Here is a 24,678-nt window from a genome sequence, read left to right on the forward strand (position 1 = left end):
TTGGTATTCCCGGTGCGGCATGCGTGATGCATGCCGCCCGGGGACTATGGCAAGCTTGCCCGGTGCCTCCTCCGTATTCGCTGATCCTCTTCGACCTCGACGGCACCCTCGTCGACCCGGCCGGCGCCATCACCGGCGGGATCAGCGGGGCCCTGCGTTCCCACGGCCTCGCCGTCCCCGACCAGGACGCCCTGCAGTCCATGGTCGGCCCGCCCCTCCTCCACTCGCTCGGCGTCATCGCCGGGGTCCCGGCTCCGCTGCTCGGTGCCGTCATGGCGACCTACCGGGCCGGCTACCGGTCGACCGGCATCCAGCAGAGCCGTCCGTACCCGGGGGTGGCGCGGTGCGTCGGGACGCTCGCGGAGGCCGGGGCGGTCGTCGCCGTGGCCACGCAGAAACCGGAATGGCTGGCCGAGGAACTGCTCGAGGCGCAGGGCCTGCGGTCCCTCTTCGCGTCGGTCCACGGGTCCCCACGGGACGAGCGCCGGGCAGCGACGGGCAAGACCTCCATCATCCGGGCCGCACTCGACGCCCACCCCGCTGCGGCTCAGCGCGCCGTGATGGTCGGGGACCGGCTGCACGACGTCGAGGGCGCCCGGGCCAACGGCCTCCCCGGTGTCGGCGTCACATGGGGCTTCGCCGCCCCCGGCGAGCTCGAGGAGGCGGGGGCGGCCGCCGTCGTGCACACGGCCGAGCAGTTACTGGAGGTGCTCTGTGGGGGTCTATGACCTGACACGCAGCACCACGCGGGGACTCATCGCCGGTCTGTGCCGTCCCACGGTCGAGGGCCTGCACCACGTACCCAGGACCGGTCCGTTCATCGTGGCGCCCAACCACCTGTCGTTCCTCGACAGCGTCCTCGTCCAGGCGCTCATGCCCCGGCCCGTCGCGTTCTTCGCCAAGGCCGAGTACTTCACCGGCACGGGGATCAGGGGCTCGCTCATGAAGTCGTTCTTCGAGGGCGTCGGGTCCATCCCGGTGGAGCGGGGCCAGCAGGCGGCGAGCGTCGCCGCACTGAGGACGCTCCTGGACCTGCTGGAACAGGGCGACGGAGTCGGCATCTACCCCGAGGGCACCCGCTCACGGGACGGCCGGCTGTACCGGGGCCGGACCGGCGTCGGATGGCTGGCCCTCACCACCGGCGCACCCGTGGTGCCCGTCGGCCTCATCGGGACCGACGCCCTGCAGCCCGCGGGGCGCCGGGGCGTCCGGCCCCAGCACTTCACCCTGCGGATCGGTGAGCCCCTCGTCTTCGCCCGGACGGGTCCGGGCCACCCGCTGCCGGCCCGTCGGAACGCGACGGACACGATCATGGACAGCATCGCGGCGCTGAGCGGCCAGGAACGCGTGGGCCACTACAACCAGAGCCCGCCGGCGGAGTAGGCCCCCGCACCCCTGCCGGCGCCGGCCGGACGGTGGTGCAGCCGTCAGCGGACAGGGGCCCGTACGGTCGGGGCGTGTCACCGCGCAGCCCTAGGATTGATGGCGTGGCAAACCCAGTGACCTACCGTCCGAAGACCGGCGAGATCCCGCTCGATCCCGGGGTCTACCGCTTCCGTGACGAGCACGGCCGGGTCATCTACGTCGGCAAGGCCAAGAACCTCCGCTCCCGCCTGAACTCCTATTTCGCGAACCCCCAGGGCTTGCTGCCGAAGACGCGCTCCATGGTGTTCACCGCTGCCAGCGTGGAGTGGACCGTGGTCGGCAGTGAACTCGAGGCCCTGCAGCTCGAGTACACCTGGATCAAGGAGTTCGATCCGCGCTTCAACATCATGTTCCGCGACGACAAGTCCTATCCCTACCTGGCCGTCACGATGGGGGAGAAGTATCCTCGCGTGCAGGTGATGCGCGGTGACAAGAGGAAGGACACGCGCTACTTCGGGCCGTTCTACCCCGCCAAGGCCATCCGCGAGACGGTGGACACGATGATCCGGGTCTTCCCGGTGCGGACCTGCAGCAGCGGCGTCTTCAAGCGCGCGGAGCGGAGCGGCAGGCCCTGCCTCCTCGGCTACATCGACAAGTGCTCGGCGCCGTGCGTCGGACGCATCAGCCCCGACGACCACCGCGCGCTGGCCCGCGACTTCTGCGACTTCATGGCGGGGGACTCCAAGAAGTTCATCTCGAGCCTGGAACGGAAGATGGGCGAAGCCGTCGCCGAGCTCGACTTCGAAGCAGCGGCACGCCTGCGGGACGACATCGCGGCGCTCCGGCGGGTGTTCGAGCGCAACACCGTGGTCCTCTCCGAGGACACCGATGCCGACATCTTCGCCCTGAGGGAGGACGAGCTCGAGGCCGCCGCGCAGGTCTTCCACGTGCGCGGCGGCCGCATCCGCGGCCAGCGCGGCTGGGTCGTCGAGAAGGTCGAGGACATGGACACGGCCGACCTCGTGGAGCACCTGCTCCAGCAGGTCTACGGCGAGGGCAGCAGCAGCAACGAGGAGATCCCGCGGGAGGTGCTCGTACCCGTGCTCCCGAGCAACGGTGAGCAGATGCTCGAGTGGCTGCGCGGACTGCGCGGCGGACGCGTCGACGTCCGGGTGCCGCAGCGCGGGGACAAGGCGACCCTCATGGGCACGGTCGAACAGAATGCCGCGGATGCGCTGCGCCTGCACAAGAGCCGCCGCGCGGGTGACATCACCACCCGCTCCGCCGCCCTGCAGGAACTGCAGGAGGCCCTGGACCTGCCCCAGCCGCTCATGCGCATCGAATGCTTCGACATCTCCCACGTCCAGGGCACCAACGTCGTCGCCTCGATGGTCGTCGTCGAGGACGGGCTGCCCCGCAAGTCCGAGTACCGGAAGTTCTTCATCACGGGTGACGCGGCACGGGACGACACCGCGTCGATGTACGACGTCATTTACCGCCGCTTCCGCAACTACCTGGCCGGCAAGGCGGGCGAGCAGCGTGACGCCGCCGCGGACCTGCCGGATCCGGAGACCGACCCCGTTGACGACGCCGCTTCGGTCCTCGACCATCCGGAGGTCGACGGGGCGGGCGAGCCGATGCGGGACACGACGACGGCGGTCACCCGGAACCGGTTCGCCTACCCCCCGAGTCTGGTGGTCGTGGACGGTGGCCCGCCGCAGGTGGCCGCAGCGGCGCGTGCCCTGGAGGACCTGGGGATCGACGACGTCCACGTCGTCGGGCTCGCCAAGCGCCTCGAGGAGGTGTGGGTGCAGGACAGCGAGTTCCCCGTGATCCTGCCCCGCGCGTCGGAGGGCCTGTTCATGCTGCAGCGCATCCGGGACGAGGCACACCGCTTCGCGATCACCTTCCACCGCCAGAAACGGGGGAAGTCGATGACGGCCTCCGCCCTCGATGACGTCCCCGGGCTCGGGCCCGCCAAGCGGAAGTCCCTGCTCAAGCACTTCGGGTCGGTCAAGAAGATCCGCGCGGCGTCCGTCGACGAGCTCCTCGCGGTACCCGGCATCGGGCCCGCACTCGCCGAGACCGTCCGCAGCTCGCTCGCCGTCGAGCCCGGGAATGCTCCCGCACCGGCCGTGAACATGACCACGGGCGAGATCATCGAAGATTAGCTAGGCTGAAGGAGCGGTGGGTTCGAAGGCCGCACCGATCACGAGCTGACAACAGACCGCACACATCGGGGCATCCAGCGGGACCGGGCCCCCGTCGATCCGGAACGGATGCACCACGATGACTGAGGCCACGAGCCTGACTCCGGTCAAACCCACCGAGTCCGAGCTGCTGGTGGTGACCGGCATGTCGGGCGCCGGCCGCAGCACGGCGGCCAATGCGCTCGAGGACCACGGCTGGTACGTCGTGGAGAACCTCCCCCCGCAGATGCTGTCCACGCTGACGGAACTCGTGGCCCGGACACCCCAGTCCATCCCGAAGCTGGCCGTCGTCATCGACGTGCGCGGCAAGGAACTCTTCAACGACATCCGGGCCTCGCTGGCCGCCCTGCGCGCCGCCGGCGTCAACTACCGCGTGCTGTTCCTCGACGCCGACGACGCCGTGCTGGTCCGCCGGTTCGAGCAGGGGCGCCGACCGCACCCGCTGCAGGGGGACGGGCGCATCCTCGACGGCATCGCGGCCGAGCGCGAGGTCCTGAAGGAGCTCAAGCACTCCTCGGACATCGTGATCGACACGACCGAGCTCAACGTCCACGCGCTGGCCACCAGCGTCACCGAGCTGTTCTCGGAGTCCGGCCCGATCGTCCTGCGCCTCAACGTGATGAGCTTCGGCTTCAAGTACGGACTGCCGGTGGACGCCAACTACGTCGCCGACGTCCGCTTCATCCCGAATCCGCACTGGGTGCCGGTCCTCCGTCCGCAGACCGGGCTGGATGCCCCGGTCCGCGACTACGTCCTCGGGGCGCAGGGGGCCGGCGACTTCATCGACCGCTACGTGCACGCCCTCGTCCCCGTCCTCGACGGCTACCGCCGGGAGAACAAGCACTACGCCACCATCGCCGTCGGCTGCACGGGCGGGAAGCACCGCTCGGTCGCGGTGACCGAGGAGATCGCGCAGCGCCTGGCGCAGCTGCCCGGAGTGCAGGTCACGGCCCACCACCGCGACCTCGGGCGTGAGTAGTGGCCCTGTTCTCGGGTCCGTTGCCCCTCATTCCACCGGCGGCGCGCCAGACCGGTGAGGGCCAGGGCCCCGGGCCGACCGTCGTCGCCCTCGGCGGAGGCCATGGGCTGTCCGCCTCCCTCTCCGCGTTGCGCCTCCTGACGCAGGAGCTGACCGCCGTGGTGACGGTGGCGGACGACGGCGGATCCTCGGGGCGCCTCCGCCACGAACTGGGGGTGCTGCCGCCGGGGGACCTCCGCATGGCACTGGCGGCCCTGTGCGACGACACCGACTGGGGCCGCACCTGGCGTGACGTCATGCAGCACCGGTTCACCTCCCGTCCCGGCGTGGAGGGGTCGCTCGACCACCACGCGATGGGGAATCTGCTGATCGTCACGCTGTGGGAGCTCCTCGGCGACCCGGTGGCCGGTCTGCAGTGGGCCGGTGCGCTCCTCGGTGCGCGCGGGCGCGTGCTCCCGATGGCGAGTGTCCCCCTGACGATCGAGGGGGACGTCCTCAGCGAGGTGGACGGTGCCCTGCGCGTCACGAACGTCTCCGGCCAGGCGAAGCTCGCCGTCGCGGCCGAGACGGGCAACGTGAGCAACGTCCGGCTCCTCCCGGCGTCGGCCCCTGCCTGCCAGGACGCTCTCGAGGCGATCGAACTCGCCGACTGGGTGGTGCTCGGGCCCGGCTCCTGGTACACGTCGGTGCTGCCCCACCTGCTCCTCCCCGAGTTGCGGGACGCCCTCTGCCGCACCTCGGCCCGGCGCTGCCTCACCATGAACCTCAGCAACGACACGAAGGAGACGCAGGGCATGAGCGCCATCGACCACCTCACCGTGATCTCGCGCTACGCGCCGGAATTCACCGTCGACGTCGTCCTCGTCGACCCCTCCGTGGTAGCGGACCGTGCCGCCTTCGAGCGGGCCGTCGCCGGGATGGGCGGGCGCGCCGTCTTCGGTACAGTGGGAGTTTCGACCGGAAAGCCCGTCCATGATCCGTTGCGGTTGGCGACGTCCTACAACGACATGTTTGGGGAGAACTAGGAGTGTATCTGTGGCCCTGACCGCCGACGTCAAGGAGGAGCTCTCGCACCTCGACGTCAAGAAGTCCTCGGTGCGCAAGGCCGAGGTGTCCGCGCTGCTGAGATTCGCCGGAGGACTCCACATCATCTCCGGCCGGATCGTCATCGAGGCCGAGGTGGATCTCGCGTCGACCGCGCGCCGCCTCCGCGCCGCGATCGCCGAGGTGTACGGCCACAACAGCGAGATCATCGTGGTCACGGGCGGTGGCCTCAAGCGGGGTAACCGCTACGTGGTGCGCGTGGTGCGCGACGGCGAGTCACTCGCGCGACAGACCGGGCTGCTCGACACCCGTGGCCGCCCCGTGCGGGGACTGCCCTCCGCCGTCGTCAACGGCTCGACCGCGGACGCCGAGGCCGTCTGGCGTGGTGCCTTCCTCGCCCACGGATCGCTGACGGAGCCCGGGCGCTCGTCGTCGCTCGAGGTCACCTGCCCCGGCCCCGAGTCCGCCCTCGCACTCGTCGGTGCCGCCCGCCGCCTCGACATCGCCGCGAAGGCCCGCGAGGTACGCGGCGTCGACCGTGTCGTGATCCGGGACGGTGACACGATCGCCGCGCTCCTGACCCGCATGGGCGCACACGACGCCCTCATGGTGTGGGAGGAACGGCGCATGCGCAAGGAGGTGCGGGCGACGGCGAACCGCCTCGCGAACTTCGACGACGCCAACCTGCGCCGCTCCGCCCAGGCAGCCGTCGCCGCCGGGGCCCGCGTGGAGCGCGCACTCGAGATCCTCGGTGAGACCGTCCCGGAGCACCTGCGCTATGCCGGGGAGCTGAGGGTGGCCCACAAGCAGGCCAGTCTCGACGAACTGGGTCGCCTCGCGGACCCGCCCATGACGAAGGATGCCATCGCCGGCCGTATCCGGAGGCTCCTCGCGATGGCCGACAAGAGGGCCTCGGACATCGGCATCCCGGGGACCGACGCCAATGTGACCGCGGACATGCTCGACGAGTGAATGAGTGCATAGGATGGAAGAGCAAGCCCGCTCGCGGTCGATAGCTGATCCGGCGGGACTCCCGCCGTTCGGAGCCCGTGACGGGCTGCGGGCAGCGCGGGTACACGGGATCACTACATGGAGGACTACGTGAGCGACTACGTACTGCCGGATCTTGACTACGACTACGCGGCCCTGGAGCCGCACATCTCGGGCCGGATCATGGAGCTGCATCATTCCAAGCACCAGGCCACCTATGTGAAGGGCGCCAATGATGCCCTGGCCCAGTTGGCCGAGGCCCGTGAGAAGGGCGAGTTCGGGACGATCCCGAAGCTCTCCAAGGATCTGGCGTTCCATGTGGGTGGTGTGATCAACCACAGCATCTTCTGGAAGAACATGTCGCCCGAGGGCGGGGACAAGCCCGAGGGTGAGCTCGCCGCGGCGCTGGATGACGCGTTCGGGTCCTTCGACGCGTTCCGGGCGCACTTCACCGCCGCTGCGACGTCGCTGCAGGGGTCGGGGTGGGCGGTGCTGGCGTATGAGCCGCTGGGGAAGAACATCGTGATCGAGCAGCTCTACGACCAGCAGGGCAACGTGCCCGTGGGCACCGTCCCGCTGCTGATGCTGGACATGTGGGAGCACGCGTTCTACCTGGATTACGTGAACGTGAAGCCCGAGTACGTGAAGGCGTGGTGGAACCTGGTGAACTGGGCCGATGTCCAGGCCCGTTTCCAGGCCGCGAGGACCGGGGCGTCGAGCCTGATCACCCCCGGCCACTAGCCATCCGACCGCGCACCATCCGGCGCGTCATCGGCTGCAGGAAGCCACCACGCGCTGACCGGCGGGGCAACCCCGCGTCACGAGTGCGTGCGGGAACGCAGCGCTGAGTAAGGTTGGAGCCGTGCAGGGAGAGATCCCCGCACGGCTCCGAACGGATGTCCGGCTCCGCAGGGAGCCCGCAGGACCCGATCAACGTCGGCACGAAGGGGTGCCCGGTACAAGATGTATTCGTCGCCGGCGTCACCCGAGAGGGAGTGCCGACGGCACCACCTATCAAGGAGATGGAAACCCGTGACTACCCGTGTTGGAATCAACGGCTTCGGCCGCATCGGCCGCAACTACTTCCGCGCCGCCCTGGAGCAGGGTGCCGACCTCGAGATCGTGGCCGTCAACGACCTCACGAGCCCCGAGGCCCTCGCGCACCTGCTGAAGTACGACTCCGTCACCGGTCGCCTGAAGGCCTCCGTGGAGGTCGACGGCGGTGACCTCGTGGTCGGCGGGAAGCGCGTCAAGGTGCTGGCCGAGCGCGATCCCGCGAACCTCCCCTGGAAGGACCTCGGTGTCGACATCGTCATCGAGTCCACCGGCTTCTTCACCAAGGCCTCCGACGCGCAGAAGCACATCGACGCCGGTGCGAGGAAGGTCCTGATCTCGGCTCCCGCCTCCGACGAGGATCTCACCGTGGTGCTCGGCGTCAACGACGGCGACTACGACCCCGAGAACCACCACATCATCTCGAATGCCTCGTGCACCACCAACTGCCTCGGCCCCCTCGCGAAGGTGCTGAACGACTCCTTCGGCATCGAGCGCGGCCTCATGACCACGGTGCACGCCTACACGGCCGACCAGAACCTGCAGGACGGTCCCCACAAGGACCTCCGCCGTGCGCGCGCCGCCGCGATCAACATGGTCCCCACCTCCACGGGAGCGGCGAAGGCCATCGGCCTGGTCCTGCCCGAGCTGAAGGGCAAGCTGGACGGCTACGCCATCCGCGTCCCGGTCCCCACCGGCTCCGCGACGGACCTGACCGTGACGGTCGGCCGCGAGGTCACCGCGGACGAGGTCAACGCCGCCTACAAGGCAGCAGCTGCCGACGGCTCGCTGAAGGGCTACCTGTCCTACACCGAGGACCCCATCGTCTCCTCGGACATCGTGACGGATCCGGCGTCGTGCATCTTCGACTCCGGCCTGACCAAGGTCCTCGGCAACCAGGTCAAGGTCGTCGGCTGGTACGACAACGAGTGGGGCTACTCGAACCGCCTGGTCGACCTGACCGAAATCGTCGCGGCAAAGCTCTCCTAGGCGGATCCGCCCGTGGCCTACGCATCGCTCGACGACCTGCTCGCCGAGGGCGTCCGGGGACGTCGCGTCCTCGTCCGCTCCGACCTCAACGTCCCCCTCGAGGGGGAGGTCCCGTCCCTGACGGTGACCGACGACGGCCGTGTCCGCGCGTCCCTGCCCGTCCTGCGCAAGCTGGTCCAGGCAGGGGCGGCCGTGATCGTGATGGCACACCTCGGCCGGCCCAAGGGGGCGCCCGAGGCGAAGTACTCCCTAGCGCCGGCTGTCGACGTCCTCCGCGAGCTGGCCGACTTCCCGGTCCGACTCGCGACCGACACCACGGGCGAGGGGGCGCGGAGCGCTGCCGCCGCGCTGGGGGAGGGTGAGGTGCTCGTGCTGGAGAACGTGCGCTTCGACGCCCGCGAGACGAGCAAGGACGACGGCGACCGCACGGCCTTCGCGCGGGAGCTGGCCGAGCTCGCCGGGGAGGACGCTGCGTACGTGGACGACGCCTTCGGTGCCGTGCACCGCCGGCATGCGAGCGTCTTCGACATCGCAGCGCTGCTGCCCGCCTACCAGGGGGACCTGGTCAGGGCGGAGCTCGTGGTCCTCGAGCGGCTGACGAAGGACCCGCAGCGGCCGTTCGTCGTGGTGCTCGGGGGGTCGAAGGTCTCGGACAAGCTCGCCGTGATCGAGAACCTGATCGGCACGGCCGACCGCATCCTCGTGGGCGGCGGCATGGTGTTCACGTTCCTCGCAGCCCAGGGCCACCGCGTCGGCGCCAGCCTCCTCGAGGAGGACCAGATCGGGACGGTGCGAGGCTACCTCGAGCGTGGCCCCCGGGACGGCACGCAGTTCGTGCTGCCGACGGACATCGTGGTGGCGGAGACGTTCGCGGCGGATGCCGGCAGCAGCGTGATCGCCGCCGACGCCATCGAATCGGGGCCGTACGGCGCGGGGGGTCTCGGGCTGGACATCGGTCCGGTGACCGCGCAGGACTTCGCGGCGAACATCGCCGAGGCGAAGACGGTCTTCTGGAACGGCCCGATGGGCGTGTTCGAGTTCGATTCCTTCGCCGGAGGCACCCGCTCCGTGGCCCAGGCGCTCGTCGATGCGCAGGGCGCCGGTGCCCTCACCGTCGTCGGCGGTGGCGACTCCGCCGCAGCCGTCCGGGGGCTCGGCTTCGCCGATGACCAGTTCGGGCACATCTCGACCGGTGGCGGTGCGAGCCTCGAATACCTCGAGGGCAAGGAACTGCCCGGCCTCAGCGCCCTCGAGCGCGGGTAAGGCCCGACGGGGCCGGTCCGGATCCGTCCGGCGTCCCGATGCACGATCCACACCGGCGGGATCCGGAGCCCCAGGGCACCGGATCCCGCCGCCATGACACGACCATGATGGAGAAGACGATGACCACCTCGACCAACGGCGCGTTCGATCGCCGGCCGCTCATCGCGGGCAACTGGAAGATGAACCTGGACCACATGCAGGGGATCACGTTCCTGCAGAAGCTCGCCTGGACCCTCGACGATGCCGGCCACGACTTCTCACGCGTCGAGGTCTCGGTCTTCCCTCCGTTCACCGACCTCCGGGGCGTGCAGACCCTCGTGAAGGGCGACAACCTCGAGGTGGTCTTCGGCGGACAGGATCTCTCACCCGAGGACTCCGGTGCCTACACCGGCGACATCTCCGGCCAGTTCCTCGCCAAGCTCGACTGCACCTACGTGCTCGTGGGCCACTCCGAGCGCCGTACCATCCACCACGAGTCGGACGAGGTCCTGAACCGCAAGGTGCAGGCGGCCTACCGCCACGACCTCGTGCCCGTCCTGTGCGTGGGTGAGGGACTCGAGATCCGCCAGGCCGGCACGCACGTCGCCCACACCCTCGAGCAGCTGCGCCAGGGCGTCGCCGGTCTCGATGCGGATCAGGCAGGAACGCTCGTCGTCGCCTATGAGCCCGTCTGGGCCATCGGGACGGGCGAGGTCGCCGGGCCCGAGGACGCGCAGGAGATGTGTGCCGCCATCCGCGCCGAGCTTGCAACCCTCTTCGACGCCGACACAGCGGCGAAGACACGCCTGCTCTACGGCGGATCGGTCAAGGCCGCGAACGCCGCGAGCATCCTGAAGGAGCGCGACGTCGACGGCGTGCTCGTCGGCGGTGCGAGCCTCGACGTCTCCGAATTTGCTAGTATTGTCAGGTTCGAACAGCATCTGGTGACAGACTAGTTCCTGCGCCTGCCGCTCCGACGAGCGGCTTACCGAGCCTTGAAAGGGCCCCGTGGACATCCTTCGTATCATCCTGCTCGTCCTGCTCGGGATCACCAGCCTCCTGCTGACCCTGCTGATCCTGCTGCACAAGGGCCGTGGTGGCGGAATGTCGGACATGTTCGGCGGCGGGATGACCTCGAGCATGGGATCCTCCGGTGTAGCCGAGCGCAACCTCAATCGCTTCACGGTGGCACTCGGCCTCGCCTGGGGAGTCGTGATCGTGGCACTCGGCCTGATCCAGCGGTTCGCCGGCGAATCCTGACCCTTCCGGGAACGACAGGAGAGCCCCCGCTTCGACGAAGCGGGGGCTCTCTTGTCGTTCCCGAGGTGGCGGCCGTCAGCCGGCCTGCTCCTCGTCGTGGTCGATCAGCCGGCCGGGGAGCTTCTGGGCCGCGTCCTGGTCGATGAGCCACAGGGTCTTCCGGAGCCCGCGTGCGCCGGCGGCCGGCACCTGGACGTGGCCGGCGCCCGCAAGGGCGAGGCCCACGGCACCGGCCTTGTCGCTGCCGCTCACCGATAGCCAGACCTCCTGGGCGGTGTTGATCGTCTCCAGCGTCAGGGAGCCGCGCTTCGGCGGTGGCTTCGGCGCATCGGCCACGCCCACCGTCGTCGAACCCTTCGTGCGGATGCCCGCCATCTCGGGGAACAACGAGGCGATGTGGGCATCCGGCCCCACTCCCAGCAGGAGGACGTCGAATCGGGGGAGTCGGGGATCCGTCTGCACGGCATCAGGATCGGCGTCGAGCTCGGCCCTGGCGGCAGCGGCGAGCTGGACCGCATAGTCCGCTGCTGCGGCATCCTCGTCGTCGAACGCATCGCTCGCACCGAATTCGTGGACCTTCGCCGGATCGACGCCGACCTTGTCCAGGAGGGCCGCACGGGCCTGGACGGCGTTCCGCTTGGGATCGTCGGCCGCGAGGAAGCGCTCGTCACCCCACCAGACGTGCACGTTGGACCAGTCCACGGCGGTGTGCGCCGGGGACTCGGCGACCGCCCTCAGTGCCGCGGTACCGATCGAGCCCCCGGTGAGCACCACGGTGGCGGTGCCCCGGTCGCTCTGCACGTCGACGAGTCTCGTGATGAGCCGGGCCGCGACGGCTGCCGCGAGCGAGGTCTGGGACGGATGGATGCTGACTTTCGGTTCAGCGCTCACTCGTTCGTACACTCCTCAGGTTGGTGCGGGACAATCCCTCGGTGATGACCTCGCCGAAGACCTCGTCCGGGTCAAGGCGCCGCAGCTCCTCCGCGAGGCAGTCACGCAGCCCGCGGCGGGGTAGCGAGATGCGCTGCACCGGCTGGTCGGGCTGGTACAGCTCGGCGACGTCGTGACCGGGACGGTGTAGTTCGATGTCCCCGCCGCTGCGCTTCAGCCGGACCCGCTTCAGGCCCGTGCCGGCGGGTCCCGCCGCGATGGTGACGGGGGCGTCCAGCGTCATGGTCAACCACGCCGCGAGCAGGACGGTGCTGGGGGAGTCCGAGGCGCCCTCGACCGTGACGGCGGTGACGGCCTGGTCACCCTTCACCTGGTCCATGACCGCCGCGAGCTGGATGCGCCAGTTCGTCAGCCTCGTCCAGGCGAGATCGGTGTCCCCGGCCGTGTACGTGCTGCTGATGGTGAACAGGGCCGCTGTGGGGTCCTCCTCATTGGCGGAGTCGGTGATGCGACGGTGCGCGATGCTGCCGATCGACGTCTGCGCGGCGGCTTCCGGCGCGCCATGGGGCCACCAGGCGACGATCGGCGCATCCGGGAGCAGCAGGGCGGAGACGAGGGATTCGTTCTCGTCCGCGAGGTCGCCGTACCCGCGCAGAACGATCACCTCCGAGGCGCCGGCGTCACCTCCCACCCGGATCTGGCCGTCGAGCCTGGTCGGCTCGTCGGGCGATCCCTCGGCGAGGACGATGATGCGGCACGGGTGCTCGCGGCTCGCGTCGTTCGCCGCGTCGATCGCCTCCTCCTCGTACCCGGAACGCGTGATGACGACGAGTGTGAGGACGCGCCCGAGCGCGACGACACCACCGCGTTCACGCATCGCCATCAGTTCCTTGGACACCTTCGAGGTGGTGGTGTCCGGCAGTTCCACGATCATGGCCTTCTCCAGGTACGTCCATCGGCTGCGAGCAGCTCGTCGGCGGATGCGGGGCCCCAGCTACCGGGCACGTAGGGCTCGGGCTGGCCGTCGAGGGTGGCCCAGTACTTCTCGAACGGGTCGAGGATCTTCCACGACAGCTCGACCTCCTCCTGGCGGGGGAACAGCGGCGGTTCGCCGAGCAGCACGTCGAGGATGAGGCGCTCGTAGGCCTCGGGACTGGACTCCGTGAAGGAGTGGCCGTACCCGAAGTCCATCGTCACGTCGCGCACCTCGGTCTGGGTCCCGGGGACCTTGGACCCGAAGCGGATGGTGACGCCCTCGTCGGGCTGGACGCGGATGACGACGGCGTTCTGACCGAAGTCCTCCTCGTTGTGGTCCCGGAACAGCAGGTTCGGTGCCCGTTTGAACACGACGGCGATCTCCGTCACCCTGCGTCCGAGGCGCTTCCCCGCGCGCAGGTAGAAGGGCACCCCGGACCATCGCCGGGTGTTGATGTCGAGGCGGAGGGCCGCGAAGCTCTCCGTCGTGGAGTCAGCGGGGATGCCGTCCTCCTCGAGGAACCCGTTAACCCGCTCACCGCCCTGCCAGCCTGCCTCGTACTGTCCGCGGGCGGAGCGCCCGGACAGGTCCTCCGGCAGGGAGACGGCCGCGAGGACCTTCTCCTTCTCGGACCGCAGGTGGTGGGCGTCGAAGGAGATGGGCTCCTCCATGGCCGTGAGGGCGAGCAGCTGCAGGAGGTGGTTCTGGATGACGTCACGTGCCGCTCCGACGCCGTCGTAGTACCCGGCGCGGCTGCCGATGCCGATGTCCTCGGCCATGGTGATCTGCACGTGGTCCACGTAGTTGGCGTTCCACAGCGGCTCGAAGAGCTGATTCGCGAAGCGCAGCGCCAGGATGTTCTGGACCGTCTCCTTGCCGAGGTAGTGGTCGATGCGGAACACGGCATCCGGAGGGAAGACCTCCTCGACGATGCTGTTCAGCTCGCGCGCCGACTCGAGGTCGTGGCCGAAGGGCTTCTCGATGACCACCCTGCGCCACTCGCCGTCGTCGGGCTGGGCCAGGCCGTGCTCGGAGAGCTTCTGGCAGACCGTCTCGAAGGCGTTGGGCGGGATGGAGAGGTAGAACGCGTGGTTGCCCCGCGTTCCCCGGCTCGCATCCAGTTCCTCGATGCACTCCTTCAGGTCGCGGAAGGCGTCGTCGTCGTCGAACTCCCCCCTGACGAAGCGGATGCCCGCCGAGAGCTGCTCCCAGACCGTCTCGTTGAACGGCGTCCGGGCATGCTGCGTCACGGAGTCCCGGACCTGCTGGACGAAGTCCTCGTTGCTCCAGTCCCTGCGGCCGAAGCCGACGAGCCCGAAGCTCGGGGGCAGGAGGCCCCTGTTCGCCAGGTCGTAGATCGCCGGCATGAGCTTCTTGCGGGCCAGGTCGCCCGTGACGCCGAACAGGACCAGGGACGAGGGTCCCGCGATCCTGCTGAGCCGGCGGTCACGGGGGTCGCGGAGCGGATTCCCGCCACGGGTCGGTGCGCTGTCAGCCATCCTCAGCCGTTCCCGCGGACCTCGCCGGGGGCGGCGAGGGAGGCGACGACGTCCCGCAGCTGCGCGACGCCCGCGGTGCGGTCGGTGAGGTGCAGCCGGAGGACCGGACGGCCGTGGTCCGCGAGGACCTGGGCGTCACCCGCGGCCTGGGCCGCGATCAGCTCGCCGAAGGTGAACGGACGGTCCGGGATCGCGAGATCGGTGCTGCCGGCGCCGGTGAGCTGCAGGTAGGCGCCGATGGCGGAGCCGCCCTTATGGTACTGACCGGTGGAGTGCAGGAAGCGCGGACCCCACCCGAAGGTGACCGGGCGTCCGGTCGCAGCGGCGATGGGGCGACGGACGTCCTCGAGCTCCGACTGCTGGTGCCGGTCGAGGTACGCCTGGACCGAGAGGTAACCGTTCGCGGGGATGGTCGCGAGGAGTGCCTCGAGCGCCTCCGCGAGGGTGCTGGACGACCCCAGCAGTCCGGCGTCGCCGCGCACCTCGACGGCGCCGTCGGTGAAGGCGGCCGGCGTGGGCTCGGGCTGGGCGTCGAGCAGGCCGCGGGCGGCCTTCTTCGCGGCCTCGACGTCCGGCTGGTCGAAGGGGTTGATGCCGAGCAGTCGGCCCGCCACGGCGACCGCGTACTCCCAGACGAACATCTGGCTGCCCAGGTTCCCGCTGACGGTCACCCGCGTCCCGGTCGTCGACTCGTCACTCGGCGCCTCGTCGAACGGGGCGAGGACCACCGGGAGCACGTCGTCGGCGACATCGGCCAGTTCCGGAGCGTCCATCGACGCGACGACGGGCAGGAGGCCCGTGCCGAGCTTGCCGGTGGATTCCGCGATGAGCTGCTCCGCCCAGTCGGCGAAGCCGGGGAGCCCGGAACCTGCATCGGCGAACACGATCTTGTCGCGCAGGGGAGCGGTACCTCCGAGGACGGCACCCAGCTGGAGCCCGACGTTGCCGGCGTCGTCGTCACCGAGGAACTCGGCGCTGTCCTCGGCATCGTTGAGCAGCGTCTCGATATCCGCACCCGCGAGCCCCGAGGGCACGAGGCCGAACGCGGTCAGCGCGGAATACCGGCCGCCCACCTCGGGGTTGGCCGTGAAGACCCTGCGGTAGCCGGCAGCCCTCGAGGCCTCCTCCAGGGGCGAGCCCGGGTCGGTGACGACGATGATGCGCGATGCGGCGTCGATACCCGCGTCCGTGAAGGCCTGCTCGAACACGCGGCGCTGGGAATCGGTTTCCACCGTGGATCCAGACTTGGACGACACGACGATGGCGGTGCGCTGCAGCCCCTCCTCGAGGGCGGCCCGGACCTGCTCCGGATCGGTGGCGTCGAGGACGACGAGCTCGACTCCGGCCTCCTTGGTGATGACCTCGGGCGCGAGTGACGAGCCGCCCATGCCGCACAGGACGATCCGGTCCACGCCCTCGCCGTTGAGGTCCGCGCGCAGCCCGGCGATCTCGGGCAGGAGCGCGCGGGAACCGTCGAACAGATCGATCCAGCCGAGGCGGATCGACGCCTCTGGCTCGGCGTCGGCGCCCCACAGGGTGGCGTCCTTGGCCATCAGCCGGGAGGCGCAACGATCGGCGACGAGCGTGGGTACCGCGGCGTCGACGGCGGCGAGCGCATCGCCGGAGGCGGTCAGAGCGAAGGAGCCCATGGGGGTCAGCCCTTCGCTGCGTCGAGCGCGGTCTGGACGGTCTCGAGGAGCTCCGACCAGCTGGTCACGAACTTGTCGAGGCCTTCCGTCTCCAGCTTCTCGACGACCTCCTGGTAGGACACGCCGAGGGCGTCGAGCGCGTCGAGCACGTCGGCGGCCTCCGCGTAGGAGCCGGTGATGGTGTCGCCCTCGACCACGCCGTGGTCGGCCATCGCGTCGAGCGTCTTCTCGGGCATGGTGTTCACGACGTTCGCGGCGACGAGTCCCGCGACGTAGAGCGTGTCGGGGAGGTTCGGATCCTTGACGCCGGTCGAGGCCCAGAGCGGGCGCTGGGCATTCGCCCCGGCCGCTTCGAGGACCTGCCAGCGCTCGGACGAGAACTGCTCCTGGAAGACCTGGTAGGCGAGGCGTGCATTGGCGAGACCCGCCTTGCCCTTGAGCGCCGTGGCCTCGTCGCTGCCGACGGCGTCGAGCCGCGCGTCGATCTCCGCGTCGACGCGCGAGACGAAGAAGGAGGCGACCGAGTGGATCGTGGCGAGGTCGTGCCCGTTCTCCTTCGCCTGCTCGAGACCGATCATGAAGGCGTTGATCACCGCCCGGTAGCGCTCGAGGGAGAAGATCAGGGTGACGTTGACGCTGATGCCGGCGGCGAGCGTCTCGGAGATGGCCTCCAGGCCCTCGACCGTCGCGGGGATCTTGATGAGCACGTTGGTGCGCTGCACCTTGGCGTGCAGGCGCTTGGCCTCGGCGATGGTTCCCGCCGTGTCGCGGGACAGGCGGGGGTCCACCTCGATGGAGACGCGACCGTCGGCGCCGTCGGTGCGCTTGGCCTCCGCGGCGAAGAGGTCGCAGGCCTGGGCGACGTCGTGGGTCGTGATGTCGAAGACGGCCCGGTCGACGTCGGCTCCGGCCTCGGCGAGGGCGCCGACCTGGGTGGCGTACGAGTCGCCGTTCTTGAGGGCGGCGGCGAAGATGCTCGGGTTCGTGGTCACGCCGACCACGTTCAGGTCCTCGATGAGGCGCTTGAAGCCTCCCGAGTTGAGGCGTTCCCGCGAGAGGTCGTCGAGCCAGATGGAGACGCCGGCGGCCGAGAGGTCGGCGGTGGGTGTTGTGGTCATGATGTGCTCCTTGTCCGCTGCTGCGGATGAGTGCTGGTGGGTGCTGGTGCAGGACGTGCGGTGCAGGCTACTGCTGGTCGCCGGTCTCGGTGGACTGGTGGCCCGAGGCCATGGCGGCGGTGCCGTTCGGTGCGAGGGGGTCGGCGGCGACGGCCTCGAGGGAGTCCTTCGCGGCGGCCACGACGGCGTCGCTGGTGATGCCGAACTCCCGGTACAGCGTCTTGTAATCGGCGGACGCGCCGAAGTGCTCCAGGGAGACGCTGCGCCCGGCGTCGCCGACGATGCCGTGCCAGCTCTGGGACACCCCGGCTTCGACGGAGACACGGGCACGGACGGTGCGCGGCAGGACGCTGTCGCGGTAGGCGGCATCCTGGGCGTTGAACCACTCGAGGCACGGCATGGAGACGACGCGTGCAGAGATGCCCTGCGACTCGAGCTGCTCGCGCGCCTCGACGGCCAGCTGCACCTCGGAGCCGGTACCGATCAGGATGACGTCGGGGGCGCCGCCCTTCGCTTCCGCGAGGACGTACCCGCCCTTGGCCACACCCTCCGCCGAGCCGAACGTGTCGCCCGATGCGACGCCGTCGCCCCGCTCGTAGGTGGGGATGTTCTGGCGCGTGAGCACGATCCCGGCGGGGTTCTCGGTGTTCTCGAGGATGGTGCGCCAGGCGATGGCGACCTCGTTCGCGTCACCGGGGCGGACGACGTCGAGACCGGGGATGGTGCGCAGCGAGGAGAGCTGCTCCACGGGCTGGTGGGTGGGGCCGTCCTCCCCGAGGCCGATGGAATCGTGGGTCCACACGTAGATCGCGGGGACGCCCATGAGCGCTCCGAGGCGGACGGCGGGCCGCTGGTAGTCGCTGAAGATGAGGAAGGTGCCGGAGAAGGCGCGCGTGCTGCTGTGCATCACGATGCCGTTGACGATCGCGGCCGCCGCGTGCTCGCGGATCCCGAAGTGGAGGACCCGACCGTACGGGTTCCCCGACCAGGCGTTCGTCTGGCGGCTCTCGGGGATGAACGACGGCGATCCCTCGATGGTCGTGTTGTTCGACTCGGCGAGGTCCGCACTGCCGCCCCAGAGTTCGGGGAGCACGGGACCGATCGCGGTGAGGACCTTGCCCGAGGCTGCGCGGGTCGAGACGTCCTTGCCCGCCTCGAAGGTGGGCAGGCTCGCCTCCCAGCCCTCGGGGAGCGTGCGGGCCTGGATGCGCTCCAGCAGGGCCGCCTGGTCGGCGTTGGCGGCTGCCCACGCGTCGAAGCCGTGCTGCCACTCGGCGTGGGCCTCCGCGCCGCGCTGCACGACGCCACGGGCGTGCTCGAGGACCTCCGGGTCGACGTCGAAGTGCTTCTCCGGGTCGAAGCCGAGGGCTTCCTTCACCGCCGCGACCTCGTCCTTACCGAGGGCGGACCCGTGGATCTTACCCGTGTTCTGCTTGTTCGGCGCGGGGTACCCGATGATCGTGCGGAGGGCGACGATCGAGGGCTTGGAGGTCTCGTTCTTGGCCTCGACCAGCGCGGAGTACAGCTCGGCGACGTCCTCGACGTACTCACCGGTCTTCGTCCAGTCGACGCGCTGGACGTGCCAGCCGTAGGCCTCGTACCGCTTGAGGACGTCCTCGGAGAACGCGATGTCGGTGTCGTCCTCGATGGAGATGTGGTTCTGGTCGTAGATGACCACGAGGTTGCCGAGCTCCTGGTGACCGGCGAGCGAGGACGCTTCCGCCGTGACACCCTCCTGGAGGTCACCGTCCGAGGCGATGACCCAGATGGTGTGGTCGAACGGGCTGGTGCCGGCAGGGGCGTCGGCGTCGAACATGCCGCGCTGGCGGCGCTGGCCGTAGGCGAACCCGACGGACGTCGCAAGGCCCTGACCCAGCGGGCCGGTGGTGATCTCCACGCCCTTGGTGTGGCGGTACTCGGGGTGCCCGGGCGTGAGTGAACCCCAGGTGCGCAGCGCCTTGAGGTCGTCGAGCTCCAGTCCGTACCCGGAGAGGAACAGCTGGATGTAGAGGGTCAGTGAGGTGTGGCCGGGGGAGAGGACGAAGCGGTCGCGTCCGGTCCACTCGGGGTCCGAGGGGTCGTGCCGCATGAGCTTCTGGAAGAGGAGGTAGGCCGCCGGTGCGAGGCTCATCGCCGTCCCCGGGTGTCCGTTGCCCACCTTCTCCACGGCGTCCGCCGCGAGGATGCGGACGGTGTCGACCGCCTTCTGGTCCAGCTCGGTCCAGGTCAGTTCCTGCTCTTGCGTCTGTGGCACGTTTCCGGGCCCCTCTCTGTCCGGAACGGCCGCTCAGCTGATGACGGGCATGCCTGCTGGCATGCCGTCGGACTGGCCGTTCACCGTTGAATACTGCATGTAAGGCTCCGCACGGCGACAGCACTGTGCCCCGGCAATCTATTCCGGGCGCGCATCCGCGGCGGGCTTTCGAACCCACACTATCCCTTCAGCTCCGCTCACGTCCGTGGGAGTCCAAGAATGTCGTTGCTCACATCCGGCGGTTGCATCCGGCGCCGGAGGAGGGGTCTGCGCGGCGAGGACGGTAGGCGTCCGTGACGCCCGACCCGCGGGAAGGAGCGTCACGGTCCCGCGACCGCCCGCCGTTCCCACCGCCCACCGATTTCTACACAGCGTAAAAGGGTATGATGGGCCTTGTCTTTTACTCCGGAAGAAACGAAAGTGTTGCCTTGTGAAGACCCAGCAGGCTCCTGCTCCGGCACGTTCCCCGCAGGCCCGTCAGGGTTTCGGTCGCAAAGCGAAGGCCTACCTCGCGCTGACGAAGCCCCGCGTGATCGAGCTGCTCCTGGTCACCACACTTCCCACCATGATCTTCGCCCAGGGCGGGTTCCCTCCCCTCGGACTGATCCTCGCCACGATGGTCGGCGGGGCCCTCGCAGCCGGTAGCGCCGGCGCCTTCAACTGCTACATCGACCGCGACATCGACAAGCTGATGCACCGCACCGAGAACCGGCCCCTCGTCACGGGGGAGGTCACCCCGCGCGAGGCACTCGTGTTCTCCTGGGTCCTCGGAATCGTGGCGATCGCCGTGCTCTGGTTCGGCGCGAACCCGCTGGCGGGCATGCTCGGTGTCGCAGCCATCTTCCTCTACGTGGTCGTGTACACGCTGGTCCTGAAGCGTCGCACCTCCCAGAACATTGTCTGGGGTGGAGCAGCGGGCTGCATGCCCGTGCTCATCGCGTGGGCCGCGGTCACCGGTTCCGTGGATTGGCCCGCCGTCGTGCTGTTCCTCATCATCTTCCTGTGGACCCCGCCGCACTACTGGCCCCTGTCCATGAAGTACAGCGACGACTACAACGCCGCCAGCGTACCGATGCTCGGAGCCATCGCCGGGGCCCGCACGGTGTCCGTCCAGGTGGTCCTCTACGCCTGGGCCATGGTCGCGTGCTCGCTCCTGCTGATCCCCGCCGGTGCCGGCTGGGTGTACTCGGTCGCGGCCCTCGTCGGCGGTGCCTGGTTCATCCGCGAATCCCACCGCCTCCACTCCCTCGCACAGCAGGGTGAGCTCAGCAACAAGGCCGCGATGAAGGTCTTCCACGGGTCGATCAGCTACCTGACGGTTCTCTTCCTCGCCCTCGCCGTCGATCCGTTCGTCGGATCGGCCGTCCTGGCCTGATCTTCTGCCGCCCCGGTCCGCCCGCACGGTCGATGACCGGTGGGACGAGCCCCTAGGCTGTCGGCATGGACTTCACCGGCCTGATCGCCTACCCACTCACGCCCTTCGACTCGGACGGCGGCGTGGCCCACGCGGACCTCCGCTCCCTCCTCGACGGCCTGGCGGCGTCGGACGTCGACGCGATCACGGTCCTCGGATCCTCGGGGAGCTTCGCCTACCTCGACCGCACCGAACGGGCCGAGGTGGCACGCACCGCCATCGACGCGGTGGGTGGCAGGAGACCCGTCGCCGTGGGCATCAGCTCGGTGGGCACGCGGGAGGTCCTCGAGTCCGCGGTCGACGCCGAGCGGGCCGGTGCCGCCGGACTCGTCCTCTCCCCGGTCTCCTACGTGCCGCTCACGGATGACGAGGTGGTGGCGCAGGTGCATGCGGTGTGCTCGGCCACCGACCTGCCGATCTGCCTCTACAACAACCCCGGTACCACCCAGTTCGACTACTCGCTCGACGTGGTCGCCGAGGTGGCCGCGCTCCCTCAGGTCGTCGCGTTCAAGGACACCGCGCCCGACGCCGCGACCTTCAACGCGCGGCACCGTGCACTGCGGTCGCTGGTCGGCGGATCCTTCAGCCACGGCGTCAGCGGGGATGTCCTGATGATGTCCGGCGAGGTCGCTGCGGACGCGTGGCACAGTGGTCCGGCAGCACTGCTGCCCACCGTCTACGCCCGCCTCAGGTCTGCCGTGGTGGACGGCGAGCAGAGGGAGATCGACCGGGTGCGGCACGTCCTCGCCCCCCTGGTCGACCATGTGGCCGGCCTCCGGAAGATCAGCGGGCTCCACCTCCTGGCACGGGCGTGCGGGGTGGCCGCCGGTGATCCGCGGCCGCCCCTGCTGCCGAGCCCCGGGTCCGAGCTGCGCGAACTCGGCCGGCTGCTCGACGTGCTCGAGGGCGAGTTCGACGACGACTGACGCGGACCGTCCGTCCGGCGTGGCCGCCGACGTGGCCGCCGGACTCGCGCATCACCTCGCGATGCCGGCGGTCGCGCTATGCGACGGGCTGCGGGACCCTCGTCGCCGCGACCGTCCCCGGGAGGGTGCGTCGGGTCGTCCCGGTGTAGTGGGCGTGCACCGCAGCTGCCATCAGCAGCGACGCGCCGAGCATGTGCAGCGCCACGAGCACGACCGGCAGGTGCAGGAAGTGCTGGGTGTAGCCGATGGCTCCCTGGACGAGCACGACGGCGGTCAGCAGGACGAGCGCCTTGCGGAGCTTCGCGTGGACGTCCGTGCGGTAGGCGACGACGACGGCGAGTGCCACCGTGGCGACCAGCAGGTACACCGGGACCGCATGGAGACGCGTCATGAGGTCGGAGTCGAGGCCGTTGCGCGCGGCACCGTGGTCCCCCGCGTGCGGCCCCGAACCCGTCACGATCACGCCGAGGACGACGGCTACCGAGGTCAGCACGGTCGAGGTGACGAGGAGCTGCCGCAGGAGTGCCGGGGCTGCCGCGGGCCTGCGGATCGCGTACTGCTCCGTCGTCAGCCGTGCGCGGTTGACGAGGACGGTCGCGAGCGCCACCAGGACCATCGAGACGACGAAGTGCAGTCCCACGATCCAGGGGTTCAGCCCCGTCCATACCGTGATGCCGCCGATCACGGCCTGCGCCGGGATGCCCAGGAACAGTCCCACGGAGAGCCTGAACAGGTCCTTGCGCTCCCGCCGCATCCCGAGCACGGCCACGATCATGGCGACGGCGATGATGACGAGCACGAAGGTCAGGAGGCGGTTGCCGAACTCGATGACCCCGTGGAAGCCCATCTCGGGCGTGGTGACGATCGACTCCGGCGTGCAGCGCGGCCACTCGGGGCACCCGAGCCCCGAGGCGGTCAGGCGGACAGCCCCGCCGGTGACGACGATGGCGATCTGGGACACGAGGGATGCGATTGCGAGGCGGCGCACCAGCGATGTGGTGGTCCTCGGCAGGCGGCCGGTGAGGCGGGTAAGTGCGGGGAAGGTCATGAGATCAGCTCCATTTGAACCAGCGGATGGCCGCCAGGCCGGCGAGGGTGGCCCAGGCGAGGAGCACCAGGCACGCGAGAGGGTCGAGGGCGCCGTCCACGAGGGCGTTCCGCAGGCCGTCGCCGAGCGCGGAGGACGGCAGGATCGAGACGAACGGTTCGACGGCGGCGGGGAGGCCCGTGGCCGGGATGATCACGCCGCCGGCGGCGGCGAGGAGGATCCAGACGAGATTGGTGACCGCGAGGGTCGCCTCGGGCCGCAGCGTGCCGGCGACGAGGAGTCCGAGGGAGGTGAACGCCGCGGAGCCGACGAGCAGCAGGAGGGCGACGGGGAGGATCCCCTCCGGCCGGGGAGACCATCCCAGCAGCAGCGCGGCTCCGCCGATCACCACGAGCTGCACGGCGAGGACGGCGGCCACGGCGACGGCTTTGCCGAGGATGAGGCCCGATCGACCGAGCGGAGTGGTCGAGAGGAACCGGAGCACCCCGTACCGCCGGTCGAAGCCCGTGGCGATTCCTTGGCCCGTGAAGGCCGTCGACATGGTGCAGAGGGCCAGGACTCCCGGGGCGGCGACGTCGATGCGGCTCGGCCCGTAGGCGTCCAGCAGGGGGGTGACGACGAGGGCCACGAGGGCGAGCAGCGGCAGTACGATCGCGAGCACCAGCTGCTCCCCGTTGCGCAGCATCGCCAGCGCCTCGTAGCCGCCGTGCCGGAGCACCCGTGCGGACAGCGGCGCGGCCGTCCCCGACGTCGTCCTGCCGCGGGGGAGGGGCGCGGCAGGAAGGCCGGAGGCCGTGTCGGGCCGGCTCATCGGATGCTCCGTCCGGAGATGTCCAGGAAGACGTCCTCGAGGGATCGGGGCGCCAGGGAGATGGTCGTGGGCATGACGCCGCAGGAGGCCCACCAGGTGGCCAGGTGTGCGACGTCCTCCGCCGTGAGCGTGCCCCGCAGGACGTACTGCCCGGGTTCGGATTCGAGCTGGTGCAGATGGGGGAGGAGGCCGGGCGGGAGTGTGAGCCCGGGGACGGTCTCGAAGCGCAGCTCGCGTATCCCGTCCGTCTCGCTGTCGGCCGTGAGCTCCGCGACGGTCCCTTCGGCGACGGTCCGGCCGCCCTCGACGATGTACACGTAGTCGGCCAGCTTCTGGGCGTCGTCGAGCAGGTGCGTGGTCAGGACGACCGCGAGGCCGTCCGCACGCAGTTCCCTGATGAGATCGAACACGATGGTCCGCGACTGGGGGTCCAGACCTGCACTGGGTTCGTCGAGGAACACCACCTCGGGTCGACCCACCAGGGCGCAGGCGAGGGCCAGGCGCTGCTTCTGCCCGCCCGAGAGCCGGCGGATCGAGACGGCGCCGAATTCGTCGAGCCCGAGGCGCCCGGCGAGGTCGTCGACCGGCAGGGGATCGCTGTACATCGAGGCGACGTGGCGGAGCAGTGCCAGCGGGCGCACCGACGGAGGCAATCCGCCGTCCTGCAGCATCACGCCGACCCGGGCGCGCAGGTCCGGCGATGCACGGTACGGGTCCTGGCCGAGGAGTCGCACCACGCCGCCGTCGGCGCGCTGGAGTCCCTGCGCGCACTCGAGAGTGGTGGTCTTGCCTGCTCCGTTCGCGCCGAGGAGCACGGTCACCGCCCCGTGCGACGCCCGGAGGTGCACGCCGTCCAGCACGCGGACCATGCGGCCGTCGAGGGAGCCGACCGGACCGAAGTCCTTGATCAGGCCGTCGATCTCGAGGGCGGGGGCAGTAGTCGGCACCCTCATATTCTA

At 69.9% G+C, this 24,678-nt stretch carries 22 protein-coding genes; 13 read left to right on the top strand and 9 right to left on the bottom strand.

Annotation, left to right across the window (positions count from 1 at the left end; all coding sequences use genetic code 11):
* Positions 1-62 precede the first annotated feature (62 nt).
* The 11 genes from NVV32_RS07030 (at position 63) to secG (ending at position 11,133) form a co-directional block, all read left to right on the top strand.
* Positions 63-728 (top strand): HAD hydrolase-like protein, encoded by a 666-nt coding sequence (locus tag NVV32_RS07030; protein WP_422391811.1) that lies wholly within the window; start codon positions 63-65, stop codon positions 726-728.
* Positions 715-1,383, top strand: coding sequence for a lysophospholipid acyltransferase family protein (locus NVV32_RS07035; RefSeq protein ID WP_055771639.1), 669 nt, complete (start codon positions 715-717; stop codon positions 1,381-1,383). The genes NVV32_RS07030 and NVV32_RS07035 overlap by 14 nt, the downstream gene beginning before the upstream one ends.
* A gap of 104 nt (positions 1,384-1,487) precedes the next feature.
* Positions 1,488-3,536, top strand: a complete 2,049-nt coding sequence (gene uvrC / locus NVV32_RS07040; RefSeq protein ID WP_422391812.1) for an excinuclease ABC subunit UvrC — start codon at positions 1,488-1,490, stop codon at positions 3,534-3,536.
* Positions 3,537-3,654: 118 nt separating this feature from the next.
* Complete coding sequence (gene rapZ, locus NVV32_RS07045; protein ID WP_055771633.1) at positions 3,655-4,554, top strand: RNase adapter RapZ; 900 nt, start codon at positions 3,655-3,657, stop codon at positions 4,552-4,554.
* A complete protein-coding gene (locus tag NVV32_RS07050; RefSeq protein ID WP_422391813.1) occupies positions 4,554-5,579 on the top strand; it encodes a gluconeogenesis factor YvcK family protein in 1,026 nt (341 codons plus the stop codon). Before rapZ ends, NVV32_RS07050 begins: the two co-directional genes overlap by 1 nt.
* Positions 5,580-5,589: 10 nt before the next feature.
* On the top strand, positions 5,590-6,570 hold the full coding sequence (gene whiA / locus NVV32_RS07055) for a DNA-binding protein WhiA (protein ID WP_055771628.1): 981 nt from the start codon (positions 5,590-5,592) through the stop codon (positions 6,568-6,570).
* A gap of 129 nt (positions 6,571-6,699) precedes the next feature.
* Positions 6,700-7,329: a superoxide dismutase gene (locus NVV32_RS07060; RefSeq protein WP_422391814.1), complete on the top strand. Its 630-nt coding sequence runs from the start codon at positions 6,700-6,702 to the stop codon at positions 7,327-7,329.
* Between the two features lie 291 nt (positions 7,330-7,620).
* Entirely contained in the window at positions 7,621-8,631 is a 1,011-nt protein-coding gene (gene gap / locus NVV32_RS07065) for a type I glyceraldehyde-3-phosphate dehydrogenase (protein WP_055773523.1), read from the top strand.
* A 12-nt stretch (positions 8,632-8,643) separates the two neighbouring features.
* Complete coding sequence (locus NVV32_RS07070; RefSeq protein ID WP_422391815.1) at positions 8,644-9,894, top strand: phosphoglycerate kinase; 1,251 nt, start codon at positions 8,644-8,646, stop codon at positions 9,892-9,894.
* Between the two features lie 119 nt (positions 9,895-10,013).
* On the top strand, positions 10,014-10,829 hold the full coding sequence (tpiA, locus tag NVV32_RS07075) for a triose-phosphate isomerase (protein ID WP_422391816.1): 816 nt from the start codon (positions 10,014-10,016) through the stop codon (positions 10,827-10,829).
* Between the two features lie 52 nt (positions 10,830-10,881).
* On the top strand, positions 10,882-11,133 hold the full coding sequence (secG, locus tag NVV32_RS07080; RefSeq protein WP_055773518.1) for a preprotein translocase subunit SecG: 252 nt from the start codon (positions 10,882-10,884) through the stop codon (positions 11,131-11,133).
* A gap of 75 nt (positions 11,134-11,208) precedes the next feature.
* Here the strand turns inward: secG and pgl are convergent, their stop codons facing one another.
* The 6 genes from pgl to tkt all read right to left on the bottom strand — a co-directional run bounded on the left by pgl (position 11,209) and on the right by tkt (position 19,520).
* Positions 11,209-12,024 carry a 6-phosphogluconolactonase gene (pgl, locus tag NVV32_RS07085; protein WP_422391817.1) on the bottom strand — a complete coding sequence of 272 codons (816 nt, stop codon included), beginning with the start codon at positions 12,022-12,024 and terminating at the stop codon, positions 11,209-11,211.
* On the bottom strand, positions 12,014-12,958 hold the full coding sequence (locus NVV32_RS07090) for a glucose-6-phosphate dehydrogenase assembly protein OpcA (RefSeq protein WP_422391818.1): 945 nt from the start codon (positions 12,956-12,958) through the stop codon (positions 12,014-12,016). The genes pgl and NVV32_RS07090 overlap by 11 nt, the downstream gene beginning before the upstream one ends.
* Complete coding sequence (zwf, locus tag NVV32_RS07095; RefSeq protein WP_055773515.1) at positions 12,955-14,499, bottom strand: glucose-6-phosphate dehydrogenase; 1,545 nt, start codon at positions 14,497-14,499, stop codon at positions 12,955-12,957. The genes NVV32_RS07090 and zwf overlap by 4 nt, the downstream gene beginning before the upstream one ends.
* Before the next feature lie 2 nt (positions 14,500-14,501).
* Complete coding sequence (locus tag NVV32_RS07100) at positions 14,502-16,148, bottom strand: glucose-6-phosphate isomerase (RefSeq protein WP_422391819.1); 1,647 nt, start codon at positions 16,146-16,148, stop codon at positions 14,502-14,504.
* A 5-nt stretch (positions 16,149-16,153) separates the two neighbouring features.
* Positions 16,154-17,266 (bottom strand): transaldolase, encoded by a 1,113-nt coding sequence (gene tal, locus NVV32_RS07105; RefSeq protein ID WP_055773512.1) that lies wholly within the window; start codon positions 17,264-17,266, stop codon positions 16,154-16,156.
* Between the two features lie 67 nt (positions 17,267-17,333).
* Positions 17,334-19,520: a transketolase gene (gene tkt, locus NVV32_RS07110; RefSeq protein ID WP_422391820.1), complete on the bottom strand. Its 2,187-nt coding sequence runs from the start codon at positions 19,518-19,520 to the stop codon at positions 17,334-17,336.
* Positions 19,521-19,950: 430 nt separating this feature from the next.
* On the opposite strand from tkt, the gene NVV32_RS07115 reads away from it, so the two are divergent.
* Both NVV32_RS07115 and NVV32_RS07120 read left to right on the top strand, forming a co-directional pair.
* Positions 19,951-20,895 carry a heme o synthase gene (locus NVV32_RS07115; protein WP_422391821.1) on the top strand — a complete coding sequence of 315 codons (945 nt, stop codon included), beginning with the start codon at positions 19,951-19,953 and terminating at the stop codon, positions 20,893-20,895.
* A 65-nt stretch (positions 20,896-20,960) separates the two neighbouring features.
* On the top strand, positions 20,961-21,860 hold the full coding sequence (locus NVV32_RS07120) for a dihydrodipicolinate synthase family protein (protein WP_422391822.1): 900 nt from the start codon (positions 20,961-20,963) through the stop codon (positions 21,858-21,860).
* A 76-nt stretch (positions 21,861-21,936) separates the two neighbouring features.
* Here NVV32_RS07120 and NVV32_RS07125 read toward each other — a convergent pair whose 3' ends face one another.
* Genes NVV32_RS07125 through NVV32_RS07135 form a run of 3 tightly spaced genes read right to left on the bottom strand, consistent with a single transcriptional unit; the run spans position 21,937 to position 24,672 of the window.
* Positions 21,937-22,908 (bottom strand): COX15/CtaA family protein, encoded by a 972-nt coding sequence (locus NVV32_RS07125; protein ID WP_422391823.1) that lies wholly within the window; start codon positions 22,906-22,908, stop codon positions 21,937-21,939.
* Between the two features lie 4 nt (positions 22,909-22,912).
* A complete protein-coding gene (locus NVV32_RS07130; protein WP_422391824.1) occupies positions 22,913-23,719 on the bottom strand; it encodes an ABC transporter permease in 807 nt (268 codons plus the stop codon).
* Positions 23,716-24,672 carry an ABC transporter ATP-binding protein gene (locus NVV32_RS07135; protein ID WP_422391825.1) on the bottom strand — a complete coding sequence of 319 codons (957 nt, stop codon included), beginning with the start codon at positions 24,670-24,672 and terminating at the stop codon, positions 23,716-23,718. The genes NVV32_RS07130 and NVV32_RS07135 overlap by 4 nt, the downstream gene beginning before the upstream one ends.
* Between the last annotated feature and the right edge of the window lie 6 nt (positions 24,673-24,678).

Origin of the sequence: Arthrobacter sp. N1 (genome assembly GCF_048288285.1) — a bacterium.
Classification (GTDB): domain Bacteria; phylum Actinomycetota; class Actinomycetes; order Actinomycetales; family Micrococcaceae; genus Arthrobacter_D.

What these genes read in the sequence shown, in the direction of transcription:
- tpiA (WP_422391816.1), top strand. Translation starts at nt 10,014, where the DNA reads ATGACCACCTCGACCAACGGCGCGTTCGATCGCCGGCCGCTCATCGCG.
- zwf (WP_055773515.1), bottom strand. Translation starts at nt 14,499, where the DNA reads ATGGCTGACAGCGCACCGACCCGTGGCGGGAATCCGCTCCGCGACCCC.
- tal (WP_055773512.1), bottom strand. Translation starts at nt 17,266, where the DNA reads ATGACCACAACACCCACCGCCGACCTCTCGGCCGCCGGCGTCTCCATC.
- NVV32_RS07125 (WP_422391823.1), bottom strand. Translation starts at nt 22,908, where the DNA reads ATGACCTTCCCCGCACTTACCCGCCTCACCGGCCGCCTGCCGAGGACC.
- rapZ (WP_055771633.1), top strand. Translation starts at nt 3,655, where the DNA reads ATGACTGAGGCCACGAGCCTGACTCCGGTCAAACCCACCGAGTCCGAG.
- NVV32_RS07130 (WP_422391824.1), bottom strand. Translation starts at nt 23,719, where the DNA reads ATGAGCCGGCCCGACACGGCCTCCGGCCTTCCTGCCGCGCCCCTCCCC.
- NVV32_RS07100 (WP_422391819.1), bottom strand. Translation starts at nt 16,148, where the DNA reads ATGGGCTCCTTCGCTCTGACCGCCTCCGGCGATGCGCTCGCCGCCGTC.
- NVV32_RS07135 (WP_422391825.1), bottom strand. Translation starts at nt 24,672, where the DNA reads ATGAGGGTGCCGACTACTGCCCCCGCCCTCGAGATCGACGGCCTGATC.
- NVV32_RS07120 (WP_422391822.1), top strand. Translation starts at nt 20,961, where the DNA reads ATGGACTTCACCGGCCTGATCGCCTACCCACTCACGCCCTTCGACTCG.
- NVV32_RS07090 (WP_422391818.1), bottom strand. Translation starts at nt 12,958, where the DNA reads ATGATCGTGGAACTGCCGGACACCACCACCTCGAAGGTGTCCAAGGAA.